We start from the raw sequence: 14,759 nt of genomic DNA on the forward strand, positions 1-14,759 counted from the left end.
TTCATTAGAGAAAAGAGCAATGCCATGACCACCATTCCGTCAGTTCTAATCACCGGCGCTTCCACTGGCATCGGTGCTACCTATGCCGAGCGCTTTGCAAGCCGTGGGCACGATCTCGTGCTTGTCGCTCGCGACGTTGTACGAATGGAGGCTTTGGCTTCCCGTCTGCGTCAGGAAAATGGCGTCGCGGTCGACATTATCCAAGCTGATCTTACGCAGCCGTCCGACCTTGCGACCGTAGAGACGAGGCTGCGCGACGATGCCCGCATCGGGATTCTAGTCAACAATGCCGGGACTGCCATCGGAGGAAGCTTCATCGAGCAGAGCACCGATGTCGTCGCACGGCTCGTGGCGCTCAACACGACGGCACTTCTGCGGCTTGCCAGTGCCATCGCCCCGCGCCTTGCCAAGACCGGCGAAGGAGCGATTGTCAATATCGGCTCCGTGGTCGGCCTCGCGCCGGAGTTCGGCATGTCGGTCTATGGCGCAACCAAGGCGTTCGTGCTGTTTCTGTCGCAGGGGCTCAGCCTCGAGCTCGCGCCCAAGGGTGTCTACGTTCAGGCTGTGCTTCCCGCCACCACTCGGACCGAGATCTGGGAGCACGTCGGCGCCGACGTCAATACGCTCTCCAATGTGATGGAGGTGGACGATCTGGTTGATGCGGCGCTGGTTGGCTTCGACCGCCGCGAACCGGTGACCATTCCACCGCTTCCCGATGCTGGGCAATGGGATGCGCTTGAGGCGGCGCGGAAGGCCATGCTTCCGAACTATGGCAACCAGCATCCCGCCGAGCGATATCGCACGGCCGCCTGAACATCAACGAAGCGGTTTCGGTGATGGACTTGCCCCGGCCGGGACGAGTCCACGCTGTCCACGACGAACACAAGCTGTTTGAGCCCTTTCCCCTGCGGACAACGCCAATTGTAGTAAATATTGACTACCTTGCACGCCGGAACGGACTTGGCGGAGGAGTCGTTTGCCGCTGATGGAAGAAGGACCGTTCAAGGAGGTGCGTATCATGACGGGTCAGCCCGGACGGATGCGCGTGGTAACGTCCGCACTCCAGGCGGCGGAAATGATCCTCACCGACTGGCCGGCTGATGACAGTGAAGTCCTGTCGGCTACCAAACATGCCCTGCTGGCCTGCCTCGAAGGCGACCTCTCGCCCGGCGCAGCACGCTTTGCCTTCATCCAGGCAGCCAAGGAAGCAGGAAATTACGTGGATGAGCCGGAGCGCGGCCCGCCAATAGGCAAGCCGTTCCGGTGGCACAGGAGCAAATCGCGGCGTGGCGCATAGGTTCCCGCCTGCCCCTCCACCACCGACGGGAGAAATGCGCCCTCTGATTCTCCCTGCCCCCCAACAGCGGCAGGCGTTGAAATTCTTCTGCTGAAATCGCCCCGTACCGGCAGATGCGACGAGCAGTGGGCGACTAGCAATCTATGCGTCACTTGCAAGGCCATTCTGTCAATATGTTAGCCGACACACAACTTCCGATAGATTTTTGAGATGTCTACTCAACTACTTACGATGCATACTTCATGTTCTATCGTCGCATAACAAACTGTTTACGTCGCACTCGTTGTTCTTTCGTCAAATCCCCGGGAATAGGTTTGCGAGGCAATAGTATTCGAAAAGAACGAGGTTCGTGTATGTCTGTTGATCCAAAGCGCGCCCTGCAGCTTATGCAGCAGGCCTGGAAGATGATGTCCTTGGGAGAAATGAGTAATCAGCCAAGATCAGAGTTTGACAAATATAAGGAACGCTATCCCCATATTCTGCCAGCCGGCATAGGACTTGAGCAAAATAAGTTCGTTCTATCCGCCGACATGGTGGGCTGGAAGCAGATCGGTGGCAAGGACTTCTTCTTGTATTCTCCCCAGTCCGAAAGGGATCTGAAGGCCGACAAACTAGCCAAGCTTGCGGCGCTCGGCGTTACCGCTGCGGCGCTCGCTCAGTCCGGCAAATACTATGACGACGACGGCGCATTGATAACGGACAGGAACCTCGATCACGTCATCGATAGCCATGGCAATTTTCGCGGCTTCAATCCCCAATACGATACGGCGGGCAATGTCACCGGATATAGACTTTCTCCCGAAGGCGGCTCCCAGCTGCAGGTTCTGGCGAAATACGATAATGGCAGGATCGTCGATCTGAGCGTCGTTACGCTGGGGACAAACTCTACCGTTGATATTGCCGAGGCGGACACAACTTTACAGCTCAAGGGCGGCACTGCCTTCACCTATGTGCTGAACGCGTTGCGCGCAGTTGCACAGAAAAACGATATTCCGGCTGCGAAGATTATCTTTACAGGCTACAGCCTGGGGGGAAACGTCACCTCAAGCCTGCATGAAGGCCGAAAAGATGCGGCCGGCGGCTTCTTCAACGACTCGCAATATATTGCATTTGACTCTCCCTCACCCTCTTCGCAAGGCAATGATGGAAATTACTTTTACTTCGGCGCGGAAAATGATCTTGCTTATAAACTTTTTCCCGCTTTGACAGACGCAGTTCGAAAAATTCCCCATGGCACTTTGAAAAAATTTTTCGACGGCTATCTTTTTCCTGCATTGATTGCCAATTTGAAGACATTCACCCCAAAACAACTCGACAAACTTTACCCGGGCCGTGGTAACAAAACCGTAGAAGAACTTGTCAGGGATGGCGGGATAACCGGTACAGAAAACGCCCTCAATGCGGTGCTGGGCCATAATTTTTTACCTGTTTCCATACCAGCTGTATTGGACGACCTTTATGCTATTACCGTCTTTGCGGTATTAAAACTTTTTGGAGCTTCAAACAGCACGCTGTTGACATACCTTGCGCCACCAATCCTGAATATTTTGCCGCCTGTAAAGGATACGATTACAAAAACAGAAGTGCTCAAACTTGTGCACGACTTGGTGCCAATTACCGACAGCATCGCCCTGAACAGCTCGGTCACCAAACCCGATTCTTCATTCTCGTATAACAATTTGGTCTTGTTCGACGATCCATACAATCAATACGGAAGTCTCCGCCTCGACACACATGGAAATATGGTACTTAGCAATGCCCTTGACCGCTTGGTGCAATCCACATTTGTCGATGAATTTTCTCCTGATAGCGCCATTGTTCTTTCAGGTCTCGCCGAAACACCTCCTGACAATGCCGGATCGGTCAAGCAACCGATCTGGGTAGACGACAAAGAAGCCGATTCCAGCGATCATTTCAGACTACCGGCATTTATTCTTGGCAGACAGGGCAATGCCGACGATTACCTCTCAGATGGTTCGGGGGATGACGGCATTGAGGGCTATGGCGGCAATGATGCGGTCAAACTCAGCACCGGTAACGACACTGTCTTCGGCGGAGCCGGCAACGACCGGGTGGAGGTGAAGGGAAGCGTCAAGGATTATAAGATTTTGACGGATGATCAGGGAACACTTTATTTGCAAAGCTCAACGTACGGTCTGAAGGAACTGCACGATGTAGAGAAACTTCATTTTGACGGATACTCAGCGACTGATTTTGACGTGAATTCCGCATCCCGGACGATCAGCGGGACAACAACCAAACAAACTCTCCAGACATATCCCAACGGCAATAATCTCGTCGGAGACGCGCTCGACAACACTATCTCGGGCGGAAAAGGCGACGATCTCATTATCGGCGGGGGCGGAAATGACGTGTTAACAGGCGGCAGCGACAACGATACGATCTATGGGGGCATGGGAAACGACATGCTCAACGGCGGGACAGGCAATGACCTTTTATCCGGCGGCTACGGCCGAGACACGTTTATATTCGATCGTGTCGATTGGGGCCGGGACATTATCGAGGATTTCGGCTCCAATCAATTTGACGCAGATAGCCTGGAATTCTCGAAGAACGTTTTCGCCTCGATTGCCGACGTTCTGGGCCACGCACACGCAAGCGGACAGGCGACCGTCATTGACAACGGTCGCTCGACGCTGACACTGACAGGAGTAAGTTTGGCCGACTTCACGAAGTCAGCCAGCAGCCACGTCCTGATTGTCTGACAGTATCTGCCGTGGAAAATAGTCCTGGCGCAATTTTCCACGGCAACGCCTTGCGCGACACTTGCAGCCTTGCCTTATCGAGCCTATAGGGGGCACTTGATATGACATCAAAAGAGCCACCTCTTCTGTTTCCCCATCGCCACCTGCTTGGCATCAAGGGCCTTTCGCCTCAAGATATCGTCCAGTTGCTCGACCTTGCCGAAAGCGAGATTGCGGTTTCGCGCCAGTCCGAAAAGAAAAAGGCAACCTTGCGCGGACGCACGCAGATCAATCTGTTTTTCGAATCGTCCACGCGCACGCAATCGTCGTTCGAGCTTGCCGGCAAGCGCCTCGGCGCCGACGTGATGAACATGGCTGTCAGCAATTCCTCGGTCAAAAAAGGTGAAACGCTGATCGATACGGCGATGACCTTGAACGCGATGCGCCCGGATATCCTGATCATCCGCCATGGCTCGGCCGGTGCCGCTGCGCTTCTGGCACAAAAGGTCGGCTGTTCGGTGGTCAATGCCGGCGATGGCGCGCATGAGCATCCGACGCAGGCGCTGCTCGATGCCCTGACCATCCGCCGGGCCAAGGGCAGGATCGCGCGACTGACCGTGGCGATCTGCGGCGACGTGCTCCATTCGCGTGTCGCGCGGTCCAATATCATCCTCCTCAATGCCCTTGGTGCACGGGTTCGCGTGGTTGCTCCCTCCACCCTGCTTCCCTCAGGCATCGCGCACATGGGCGCCGAAGTGTTCCACAATATGGAAGACGGCCTGCAGGACGCCGACGTCGTCATGATGCTGCGCCTGCAGCGAGAGCGCATGACAGGCTCTTTCGTACCCTCGGTGCGCGAATATTTCCGCTATCACGGACTTGATCGCGAAAAGCTTCGGTATGCCAGGCCAGATGCGCTGGTCATGCACCCCGGGCCGATGAATCGCGGCGTCGAAATCGCTTCGGATGTCGCCGATGGTTCCCAGAGCGTCATTCAGGAGCAGGTCGAGATGGGCGTTGCCGTTCGCATGGCTGTCATGGAAGCACTGCTCGATCCCCGCCGAAACGCCGAAGGAGTGGCCGGATGAACGCCACCGTCCTTGAGAACGCGCGTATTGTCGATCCATCGCGCAGCCTCGATGAGGTCGGCACCATCATCGTCGAGAATGACAGGATTGTCGCGAGCGGCGCCGGCGCCCGCAATCAGGGGGTGCCGGAGGGTGCCTCACTCATCGATTGCAAAGGCAAGGCCGTGCTTCCCGGTCTCGTCGATGCGCGCGTCTTCATCGGCGAACCCGGTGCCGAACATCGCGAAACCATCGCCTCGGCGAGCCATGCGGCAGCGGCCGGCGGCGTCACCTCGATCATCATGATGCCGGACACTGATCCGGTCATCGACAATGTGGCCCTGGTCGAGTTCGTCATGCGCACGGCACGCGACACGGCCGTCATCAATGTCTACCCGGCGGCGGCAGTCACCAAAGGCCTGCACGGCGAGGAAATGACCGAAATCGGCCTGCTTCGCGAAGCTGGAGCCGTGGCGATCACCGAAGGTCGCAATTCGATCGCCAATAGCCAGCTCATGCGCCGCGCCCTCACCTACGCGCGTGATTTCGGCGTGGTCCTCGCTCACGAGGCTCGGGATCCTTATCTCGGGTCGAACGGCGTGATGAACGAGGGCCTCTTTGCAAGCTGGCTCGGACTTTCCGGCACGCCCCGGGAAGCCGAAGTCATCCCGCTCGAGCGCGACATGCGCCTCGCTGCCCTGACGCAGGGCGCCTATCACGCCGCCCAGATTTCAACTGCCATGTCGGCAGAGGTCATTTCGCGTGCCAAGGGCAACGGTCTGAACGTGACATCCGGCGTGTCGATCAATCATCTTTCGCTCAACGAAAACGATATCGGCGAATTTCGCACCTTCTTCCGGCTGCAGCCACCGTTGCGGCTTGAGGAAGATCGCCTGGCGATGGTTGAAGCGCTACGCGACGGAACCATCGATATCATCGTTTCCGCACATGATCCGCAGGACGTCGACACGAAGCGCCTGCCGTTCGCCGATGCGGCGGCGGGTGCAATCGGCCTTGAAACAATGCTCGGTGCCGCGCTCAGGCTCTATCACAATGGCGATGTTCCGCTCGTGCGCATCGTTGAAGCCATGTCGAGCGCGCCAGCCCGGATTTTTGGCCTGGATGCCGGTTCTCTGCGCCCTGGCTCGAAGGCGGATATGACCATAGTCGATCTTGACGAACCGTGGGTAGTGAAGGAAGAAGACTTGCGGTCGCGCTCCAAGAACTCCTGTTTCGAGGGCGCACGTTTTCAAGGCCGCGTCGTTCAGACATTCGTTTCGGGAAAATCGGTCTTCGAAATCTAAGAGCCAAGGGGACGATGCATGTCGGATTTCTTCAACGGTCAAGCCGGATTTCCGCTGCTGCTCTTTGCGCTTGTCTTCGGCTACCTGCTCGGGTCCATACCGTTCGGTTTGATCCTGACCCGCATGGCCGGACTGGGTGACGTACGCAGCATAGGGTCCGGAAATATCGGGGCCACCAATGTTCTGCGCACCGGCAACAAGAAACTGGCCGCCGCAACCTTGATTCTCGACATGCTCAAAGGAACCGCGGCTGTGCTGATCGCGGAGATCGCCAGCCCCGAAGCTGCGATCGCCGCCGGTCTTGGAGCATTCCTCGGCCATGTCTTTCCGGTATGGCTCAAATTCAGGGGCGGTAAAGGCGTCGCGACCTATCTCGGCGTGCTGCTTGGTTTGTTCTGGCAGGGTGCGCTCATCTTCGCCGCTGCATGGCTGATCGTGGCCTACACCACCCGCTATTCGTCTCTCGCCGCGCTCGTAGCCGCCGTCATCGTCCCGATCTCTCTTTATATACTGGGGCTGCACCAGATCGCGGCACTCTTCCTTGTTCTGACAATTATCGTCTTCATCAAGCACAAGACCAATATCCAGCGCCTCCTCTCAGGCACCGAAGGCAAGATCGGCGCCAAAGGATGAAGGAAGAAAAGAAGGGCATACGCCTTTCTGACAGCCAGCGGCTGAGTTGGCTCCGCTTGATCCGCAGCGAGAATGTCGGACCGGCGACGTTTCGCGACCTCATTATCCATTGCGGTTCAGCCACCGATGCCCTCGAAATGCTCCCGGAACTCGTCAGGCGCGGCGGAAGGGGACGCCCAATCCGGATTGCCAGTCTAAAGGATGCCGAGCGGGAAATGCAGATGGCGGCCCGTATGGGCGCTGTTTTCGTCGGCATCGGCGAACCGGACTATCCTCGCTATCTTCGCCAGTCCGACAATCCTCCTCCATTGGTCGCCATCAAGGGCAATCCTGAAGTGTTCAGGTTGCCTCCAGTTGCAATCGTCGGTGCTCGCAACGCATCTCTCGTTGGAATCAAATTCGCTCGGATGATCGCACGGGAACTGGGCGAAGCGGGCTATGCCATCATCTCCGGCTTGGCGCGAGGAATAGATACAGCGGCCCATGAGGCGAGCCTCGATCACGGAACAGTGGCAGTAATGGCGGGCGGACTGGACCTGCCCTATCCCCCGGAAAACCTCAATCTCTACAAAGCGATCATGGAGCGCAACGGGGCTGCGATCAGTGAAATGCCGTTTGGATGGGAGCCGCGTGCGAGGGACTTCCCCAGGCGAAACCGCATCATTGCAGCGCTGTCGCTGGGTCTCGTCGTCGTCGAGGCGGCAGAACGCTCCGGTTCGCTGATCAGCGCGCGACTTGCTGGAGAACTCGGCAGGCTTGTCTTCGCCGTCCCCGGCTCGCCTCTCGATCCCCGGGCAAAGGGCACCAATGGTTTACTGAAAAACGGAGCGATCGTGACGACCGGTACAGATGACATATTGAGTGCCCTTACACCTCTGATCGATCGTCCCCTCATCGACGACACAGCGTTTCTCGCCCCGGATATGGACTTCCCGACGATCAATCCGCCCGACGAAACCGAGCGAGACCGGTTCGTCAACCTGCTTGGGCCTGTTCCCGTCGATATCGATGACCTGATCCGCACAAGCGAACTGCACCCCTCCGTCGTGATGCTGATTCTGCTGGAGCTTGATCTTGCCGGACGTTTGCAGCGCCACTCAGGCGGATATGTTTCGCTTGTTTACCCGTGAAGCGTTTCCCAGTTCCTTCTGCAACTGATCGCTGCTCTCGATATATGCAATCTCAATAAGGTAGGCCAGCATCTCCAGACGGCTGGTCTTTGCCATTGCTCTTAATTCCCCGAGCATCTGTTGAATAAATCTGGCGTTTTCAATTTGATTAATATGGCTCTCGCCCATAATTTTATCCTCAAATATAAATTTATATTGAAAATATGCGCTATACTTTGGCTCGTAATCTCTTAATTATACCTATATAAGCTGCTGTTTTTTATACTTTATATATGCGGGTCGCCAAGTGGCTCACGGCGAATCCACCAAACGCTTGGACCTTGCGTCAAAATACCATTAATTGCATAAGCTAGGCGAGCAACCGCAGGTTGTAATTGACGATTTTTGATGTACAGACCTTGACGTAATGCCGAACCCTGTTCATCTCACAGGCCTATTCAGAACTAAAATCAGTGCTTTTGTAATCTGGCAAGGGCAGGAAAGCTCAACTCTCTAATGAATGTTGTCGTCGTCGAATCGCCTGCCAAGGCTAAAACAATCAATAAATATCTCGGCTCGGGTTACACGGTCCTGGCTTCGTTCGGCCATGTGCGCGATCTGCCCGCCAAAGATGGTTCTGTGCGGCCTGACGATGATTTTTCCATGTCGTGGGAAGTCGACTCGGCCTCCGCCAAGCGATTGAGCGATATTGTCAAAGCGTTGAAAGACAGCGACGGCCTTATTCTCGCAACCGATCCGGATCGTGAGGGCGAGGCAATCTCGTGGCATGTTCTCGAAGTATTGCAGCAAAAGAAAGCCATAGGAAAAAAGACCGTCAAGCGTGTCGTCTTCAATGCGATCACGAAAAACGCTGTTCTGGAGGCGATGGCCAGCCCCCGCGACATCGATATGCCGCTGGTGGACGCCTATCTGGCACGCCGGGCGCTGGACTATCTTTTTGGCTTCACGCTCTCCCCCGTGCTCTGGCGCAAGCTCCCGGGTGCCCGCTCCGCTGGCCGCGTCCAATCCGTGGCCTTGCGGCTCGTCGCGGATCGTGAGGCGGAAATCGAGCGCTTCGTGCGCGAAGAATACTGGAATATTGCAGCGCTGTTGAAAACTCCGCGCAATGACGGGTTCGAAGCACGGCTTGTGTCGGTTGACGGCAAGAAACTTGGCAAGCTCGACATCAAGAATGCTGAACAGGCCGGCGAAATCCGCGGTATGCTGGAAGGCGCTTCCTTCAAGGCCGCCTCTGTCGAGGCTAAGCCGATCAAAAGGAGCCCTGGCCCGCCCTTCACGACATCCAGTTTGCAGCAGGCCGCTTCCGGCCAGCTCGGATATTCCGCGTCACGCACCATGCAAATCGCGCAGAAGCTCTATGAAGGTATGGACCTCGGTACCGAAACGGCGGGCCTGATCACCTATATGAGAACCGACGGTGTGCAGATGGCGCCGGAAGCGGTACAGGCAGCGCGCCAGACGATCGGCAAGGTTTTCGGCGACAGGTACGTGCCGGAGAAGCCTCGCTTCTACGCGACCAAGGCCAAGAATGCCCAGGAAGCGCACGAAGCGATTCGTCCAACGGATTTCAACAGACATCCCAAGGACATGAAGAAGTTTCTTGATGCTGATCAGGCGCGGCTGTACGAGCTCATCTGGAAGCGTGCCATTGCCAGCCAGATGCAATCTGCGGACATAGAACGCACGACTGTTGAAATCGAAGCGCAGAATGGGCCGCGTTTCGGGCAACTGCGCGCGACGGGTTCAGTGATCCGGTTTGATGGGTTCCTTGGTGCCTACACCGATCACCGCGAGGAAGAAGATGTCGATGAGGACGGCGGACGTCTGCCGGAAATTCGCGCTGGCGAGGTACTTGCACGCGAAAAGATAAATGCGACGCAGCATTCGACCGAGCCGCCGCCACGCTATTCCGAGGCAACGCTCATCAAGAAGATGGAAGAGCTCGGCATCGGCCGCCCTTCCACCTATGCATCGACGCTCGCAACCCTTCGTGATCGCGAATATCTGACCATCGACAAACGCAAGCTCATTCCCGAAGCCAAGGGCAGGCTCGTCATCGCCTTCCTCGAAAGCTTCTTCAAGCGCTACGTAGAGTATGATTTCACTGCTGCACTTGAAGAGAAGCTTGATGAGATATCCGATGGAAAGTTGAAGTGGAAGGATGTTCTGCGGGCCTTCTGGACAGATTTCTTCGGCTCTGTCGATGGAATCAAGGAACTGCGTGTCACGAATGTGCTGGATGCGTTGAATGACCAGCTTGGGCCGCTCGTATTCCCTCCGCGCGAAGATGGCAGCGATCCCCGCATCTGCCAGCTTTGCGGCACGGGCAATCTCTCGCTCAAACTCGGCAAGTATGGCGCCTTCGTCGGCTGCTCGAACTATCCGGAATGCAAGTTCACGCGTCAGCTTGGCGGCAGTGAAGCCGCGAACGAAAACGGCAATGGCGGCGACGAGCCTAAACTGCTCGGCAAGGACCCTTATACGGACGAGGACATCACTGCGCGCAATGGCCGGTTTGGCCCCTATGTCCAGCGCGGCGATGGCAAGGAGGCCAAACGCGCCAGCCTGCCAAAGGGCTGGACGCTCGATTCCCTCGATCACGAAAAAGCGCTGGCTCTGCTTTCGCTGCCGCGCGACGTGGGCCAGCATCCCGAAACGGGCAAGATGATTTCCGCGGGTATTGGCCGCTATGGCCCTTACCTCACCCATGATGGCAGCTACGCCAATCTCGAAAGTGCCGATGAAGTGTTCACGATCGGCCTTAATCGCGCTGTGACCGTCATCGCCGAGAAGCAGGCGAAAGGACCAGGACGCGGTCGCGGGACACCCGCCGCGCTGAAGGACCTTGGCGAACATCCCGATGGCGGTGTGATCACGGTTCGCGATGGCAAGTATGGTCCTTACGTGAACTGGGGCAAGGTGAATGCGACCCTGCCCAAGGGCAAGGATCCTGCGGGCGTGACCGTTGAGGAAGCTCTTGCTATGATCGCTGAAAAGGCGGGCTCCAAGGGCACAAAAAAAGCGTCTCCTAAAAAGGCGGCAGCTGCCAAAAAACCTGCGGCGAAGAAAACGGCAGCAAAGAAGCCCGCTGCGAAGAAGACTGCGACCAAGATAGCAAGTTAGGACGAACCATTGGCACGCCGTATCTCTCCCCCCAACGGAAAAAAGCGGACTGCCAATTCCGAATCTTCCGGCCGCGAACCCCGCATGCCGAGCCGCGACGAAATTCTCCAGTTTATCAAGGAGAACCCGGACCTTGCGGGCAAGCGTGACATCGCCAAGGCGTTCAACCTCAAGGGTGACGCACGCATTGCCCTGAAGGACATGTTGCGTGATCTTGCGGGCGACGGCCTCGTCGAAAAGCGTGCCAAGCGGCTTGCTGTTCCCGGCAGTCTGCCAAGCGTGGCCGTGCTCGACATCACCGGGCGTGAAGGCGATGGCGGGTTGATCGCTAAACCGGCCGAATGGGATGCAAACCGTCACGACCGGCCGCCAGTGGTTTTTATTCGGGCTTCGCGCAGTCAGAAGGGCCCGACACCCGGTGTGGGCGACCGCGTCCTCGCGCGCATTTTTCAGGCTGCTGATCCGGCAGGTCCCACCTATACGGCCCGTGTCATCAAGAAAATCGAACATCGCAAGGACGCAGTGCTTGGCGTGTTGCGCCAGCTCGACAATGGCGAGTGGCGGCTTGAGCCGGTTGAACGGCGTCAGGTTGAGCTTGCGATTGATCCTGCCCAGCTGAACAATGCCAAAGCCAACGATCTCGTCGAGGTGGAGGTTTCCAAAATCAGCCGCTACGGGCTCGCACTCGGGCGTATCACGCAGGTCGTCGGCTCAGTTGCGAGCGAAAAAGCCCTGTCGATGATCGCTATCCACGAGCATGAGATTCCGCATGTCTTTCCCGATAGCGTCATTACAGAAGCCGAGAAGGCCAAGCCTGCGACCATGGCGCATCGCGAGGATTGGCGACAGGTTCCGCTGGTCACCATCGATCCTGCCGATGCAAAAGACCATGATGACGCGGTCTATGCGGAACCTGACCCCGACGAAAAAAATCCCGGCGGGTTCATTGCCACCGTTGCGATCGCCGATGTCGCGGCTTATGTCACGCCCGGTTCCCAGCTTGATCGCGAGGCTCTGAAGCGCGGCAATTCCGTTTATTTTCCCGATCGCGTCGTTCCGATGCTGCCGGAGCGGATTTCCAACGACCTCTGCTCGCTGAAGGAGCTGGTGGATCGCCCTGCCTTGGCTGTCCGGATGATCTTCAACGCTGAAGGCCGCAAGATTTCCCACACGTTCCACCGGATCATGATGCGCTCGCATGCGCGGCTTGCCTATCCGCAGGCGCAGGCAGCGATAGATGGCGCCACGGATGAGAAGACGGCGCCTATTCTCGACACAATCCTCAAGCCGCTCTGGGATGCTTATGCCGTACTCAAGCGCGGCCGGGACGCGCGCGAGCCGCTTGAGCTTGACCTTCCGGAGAAGAAGATACTGCTTACGCCCGAAGGCAAGGTCGACAAGGTCGTGATCCCGCCGCGGCTCGATGCGCACAAGCTTATCGAAGAATTCATGATACAGGCCAATGTCGCGGCGGCGGAAACTCTCGAGCGCAAGAAGCAGCCGCTGATCTTCCGCATCCATGACGCGCCGTCGCTGGCAAAGCAGGAAACCCTGCGCGAGTTCCTGCGGACAATGGATATCTCGCTGGCGCGCGGGGCCGAACTGCGGCCGAACCAGTTCAATCATATCCTGAAGCGCGTCGAAGGCAGCGAGCAGCAGGATCTGGTCAACCAGGTCGTGCTGCGTTCGCAGTCACAGGCGGAGTACAATCCGGCAAATATCGGCCATTTCGGCCTCAATCTTCATCGCTATGCTCATTTTACCTCGCCCATCCGCCGCTATGCCGATCTCATCGTCCACCGCGCGCTGATTTCGGCGCTTGGCCTTGGACCGGACGGCATTACGCCGGACGAAGAGGCCGCACTGCCCGAGATCGCCGCCCTCATCTCCACCTCGGAGCGCCGGGCCATGGCCGCCGAGCGCGACACCGTCGATCGGCTGATCGCGCACTATCTGGCGGATAAGGTCGGCGCCAGTTTCGAAGGCCGCGTTCAGGGCGTGACCAAGGCCGGCCTCTTCGTCTCGCTTGCGACATATGGCGCCGACGGCTTTATCCCCATTTCAACTTTGGGCGATGATTACTATCTTTACGACGAAACCAACCACGCCCTGTCCGGCGAACGGAGCGGCAAGGGATTCCGCCTCGGGGATGTCGTCGAGGTTCGTCTGGTCGAGGCCCTGCCGGTGGCGGGTGCATTGAGGTTCGAAATGCTGACCGAGCCGCATCCCGTTCCGAGCGGCGTGCGCTCGCACCACAAGGCAAAGCGCTTCGTGCGCGGCAATCAGAAACGCCCCTCCAGTGTATCGCGGGGAGGACGCAGAGGCAGATGATGGCAGAACAGGTCTTTGGCGCCGATAAGACGCCGGCAAGAGAGCGCCGCCCGATTGGACCGGCGATGTGGCGCGGCTTGCTCGGCCGCTGCCCGCACTGCGGCGAGGGCAAGCTGTTTCGTGCCTTCGTCAAACCGGTCGATCGATGCGCTGTTTGCGGTGAAGACTACACACACCAGCGCGCCGATGATTTTCCCGCCTATATCACCATTACGATCGTCGGCCATATTGTCCTCGGCGCGTTTCTCGCCGTCGAAACCCTGTTCATACTTTCCAACTGGGTGCATCTGGCGATCTGGGTGCCGATGACGATCATCATGTCGATAGCCTTGCTGCAGCCCATCAAGGGCGCGATCATCGGGCTGCAATGGGCCAATTACATGCATGGCTTCGGCGGCGAGTCCGACGACCAGGAGCCACCGGAACAGTGAATGGCCAAAGCGCAATCATACCGGCGGCTTCGCGCCCTGCTCTGATCCCTGTCCGGCCCCGCGATGCCGCTTCTCTCCTGCTGGTCGATCGCTCCGGCCGCGAACCGCGCATTCTCATGGGCAAGCGCCACATGCGCCATGTGTTCATGCCCGGCAAATTCGTTTTCCCGGGCGGGCGAACCGAAGCGGCGGACGGCCGCGTCCCCGCCTCTGCTGAACTCTCGCCGCAGGATCAGGCAAATCTCCTGACGGACATGGGCAGCCGTTCAAGCCTCCAACGTTGTCGAGCGCTTGCCCTGTCTGCAATCCGCGAGACCTATGAAGAGGCCGGGCTTTTCCTCGGGCGCCGTCATCTGGAGACGGTTTCATTATCGCACCCGGACTGGTCGGCCTTCGTCGAGCGCAAAATTCTTCCCGATCTTTCCGTCCTGCGCTATTTTGCCAGGGCCACAACGCCCCCCGGCGGTAGCAGGCGTTTCGATACGCGGTTCTTCCTCGCCTTTCGTGATGCAGTCGCCGATGCGCTCCCGGAAGCGACAGGCGGCCCCTCGCAAGAGCTTGAGGAACTATGCTGGCTGCCATTCCCAGAGGCTGCACGGCTCGACATACCCGAAATCACGCGGACGATAATAAGGGACGCCGAGGCAGTTCTTGCTGAAAATCCTGCTCTGGAACCGGGCAATTCCGTCGTTCGATACCGCAAGAAATATGGGCGATTCGTCCGAGAGGTTTTTTGAT

The 14,759-nt window shown here is 57.6% G+C and carries 12 protein-coding genes; 11 read left to right on the forward strand and 1 reads right to left on the reverse strand.

Annotated features, from left to right (window positions below; all coding sequences use genetic code 11):
- The first annotated feature begins 24 nt into the window (after window positions 1-24).
- The 7 genes from CU100_RS12575 (at window position 25) to dprA (ending at window position 8,136) form a co-directional block, all read left to right on the forward strand.
- Window positions 25-813, forward strand: a complete 789-nt coding sequence (locus CU100_RS12575) for an SDR family NAD(P)-dependent oxidoreductase (RefSeq protein ID WP_106717257.1) — start codon at window positions 25-27, stop codon at window positions 811-813.
- 172 nt (window positions 814-985) lie between these two features.
- Complete coding sequence (locus CU100_RS12580; RefSeq protein ID WP_106716880.1) at window positions 986-1,297, forward strand: DUF982 domain-containing protein; 312 nt, start codon at window positions 986-988, stop codon at window positions 1,295-1,297.
- Between the two features lie 353 nt (window positions 1,298-1,650).
- Complete coding sequence (locus tag CU100_RS12585; RefSeq protein ID WP_106716881.1) at window positions 1,651-4,023, forward strand: calcium-binding protein; 2,373 nt, start codon at window positions 1,651-1,653, stop codon at window positions 4,021-4,023.
- 101 nt (window positions 4,024-4,124) lie between these two features.
- Window positions 4,125-5,090 carry an aspartate carbamoyltransferase catalytic subunit gene (locus CU100_RS12590; protein ID WP_106716882.1) on the forward strand — a complete coding sequence of 322 codons (966 nt, stop codon included), beginning with the start codon at window positions 4,125-4,127 and terminating at the stop codon, window positions 5,088-5,090.
- The gene (locus CU100_RS12595) at window positions 5,087-6,373 is read left to right on the forward strand and encodes a dihydroorotase (RefSeq protein ID WP_106716883.1); all 1,287 of its coding nucleotides are present in this window, start codon (window positions 5,087-5,089) and stop codon (window positions 6,371-6,373) included. Before CU100_RS12590 ends, CU100_RS12595 begins: the two co-directional genes overlap by 4 nt.
- Before the next feature lie 18 nt (window positions 6,374-6,391).
- A complete protein-coding gene (gene plsY / locus CU100_RS12600) occupies window positions 6,392-7,006 on the forward strand; it encodes a glycerol-3-phosphate 1-O-acyltransferase PlsY (protein WP_106716884.1) in 615 nt (204 codons plus the stop codon).
- Window positions 7,003-8,136, forward strand: coding sequence for a DNA-processing protein DprA (gene dprA / locus CU100_RS12605; protein WP_106716885.1), 1,134 nt, complete (start codon window positions 7,003-7,005; stop codon window positions 8,134-8,136). Before plsY ends, dprA begins: the two co-directional genes overlap by 4 nt.
- Here the strand turns inward: dprA and CU100_RS12610 are convergent.
- A complete protein-coding gene (locus CU100_RS12610; RefSeq protein WP_106716886.1) occupies window positions 8,104-8,304 on the reverse strand; it encodes a hypothetical protein in 201 nt (66 codons plus the stop codon). The genes dprA and CU100_RS12610 overlap by 33 nt on opposite strands.
- A gap of 327 nt (window positions 8,305-8,631) precedes the next feature.
- On the opposite strand from CU100_RS12610, the gene topA reads away from it, so the two are divergent.
- The 4 genes from topA (at window position 8,632) to CU100_RS12630 (ending at window position 14,758) form a co-directional block, all read left to right on the forward strand.
- Entirely contained in the window at window positions 8,632-11,259 is a 2,628-nt protein-coding gene (topA, locus tag CU100_RS12615) for a type I DNA topoisomerase (RefSeq protein WP_106716887.1), read from the forward strand.
- An 84-nt stretch (window positions 11,260-11,343) separates the two neighbouring features.
- Window positions 11,344-13,590 (forward strand): ribonuclease R, encoded by a 2,247-nt coding sequence (rnr, locus tag CU100_RS12620; RefSeq protein WP_245418996.1) that lies wholly within the window; start codon window positions 11,344-11,346, stop codon window positions 13,588-13,590.
- On the forward strand, window positions 13,590-14,021 hold the full coding sequence (locus CU100_RS12625; protein WP_106717258.1) for a DUF983 domain-containing protein: 432 nt from the start codon (window positions 13,590-13,592) through the stop codon (window positions 14,019-14,021). Before rnr ends, CU100_RS12625 begins: the two co-directional genes overlap by 1 nt.
- Window positions 14,018-14,758, forward strand: a complete 741-nt coding sequence (locus CU100_RS12630) for an NUDIX hydrolase (protein WP_106716889.1) — start codon at window positions 14,018-14,020, stop codon at window positions 14,756-14,758. The genes CU100_RS12625 and CU100_RS12630 overlap by 4 nt, the downstream gene beginning before the upstream one ends.
- Window position 14,759 lies beyond the last annotated feature (1 nt).

The sequence above is a fragment of the Phyllobacterium endophyticum genome, assembly GCF_003010935.1.
In the GTDB taxonomy this organism is placed as follows: domain Bacteria; phylum Pseudomonadota; class Alphaproteobacteria; order Rhizobiales; family Rhizobiaceae; genus Phyllobacterium; species Phyllobacterium endophyticum.

What these genes read in the sequence shown, in the direction of transcription:
- CU100_RS12575 (WP_106717257.1), top strand. Translation starts at nt 25, where the DNA reads ATGACCACCATTCCGTCAGTTCTAATCACCGGCGCTTCCACTGGCATC.
- CU100_RS12580 (WP_106716880.1), top strand. Translation starts at nt 986, where the DNA reads ATGGAAGAAGGACCGTTCAAGGAGGTGCGTATCATGACGGGTCAGCCC.
- CU100_RS12585 (WP_106716881.1), top strand. Translation starts at nt 1,651, where the DNA reads ATGTCTGTTGATCCAAAGCGCGCCCTGCAGCTTATGCAGCAGGCCTGG.
- CU100_RS12590 (WP_106716882.1), top strand. Translation starts at nt 4,125, where the DNA reads ATGACATCAAAAGAGCCACCTCTTCTGTTTCCCCATCGCCACCTGCTT.
- CU100_RS12595 (WP_106716883.1), top strand. Translation starts at nt 5,087, where the DNA reads ATGAACGCCACCGTCCTTGAGAACGCGCGTATTGTCGATCCATCGCGC.
- plsY (WP_106716884.1), top strand. Translation starts at nt 6,392, where the DNA reads ATGTCGGATTTCTTCAACGGTCAAGCCGGATTTCCGCTGCTGCTCTTT.
- dprA (WP_106716885.1), top strand. Translation starts at nt 7,003, where the DNA reads ATGAAGGAAGAAAAGAAGGGCATACGCCTTTCTGACAGCCAGCGGCTG.
- CU100_RS12610 (WP_106716886.1), bottom strand. Translation starts at nt 8,304, where the DNA reads ATGGGCGAGAGCCATATTAATCAAATTGAAAACGCCAGATTTATTCAA.
- topA (WP_106716887.1), top strand. Translation starts at nt 8,632, where the DNA reads ATGAATGTTGTCGTCGTCGAATCGCCTGCCAAGGCTAAAACAATCAAT.
- rnr (WP_245418996.1), top strand. Translation starts at nt 11,344, where the DNA reads ATGCCGAGCCGCGACGAAATTCTCCAGTTTATCAAGGAGAACCCGGAC.
- CU100_RS12625 (WP_106717258.1), top strand. Translation starts at nt 13,590, where the DNA reads ATGGCAGAACAGGTCTTTGGCGCCGATAAGACGCCGGCAAGAGAGCGC.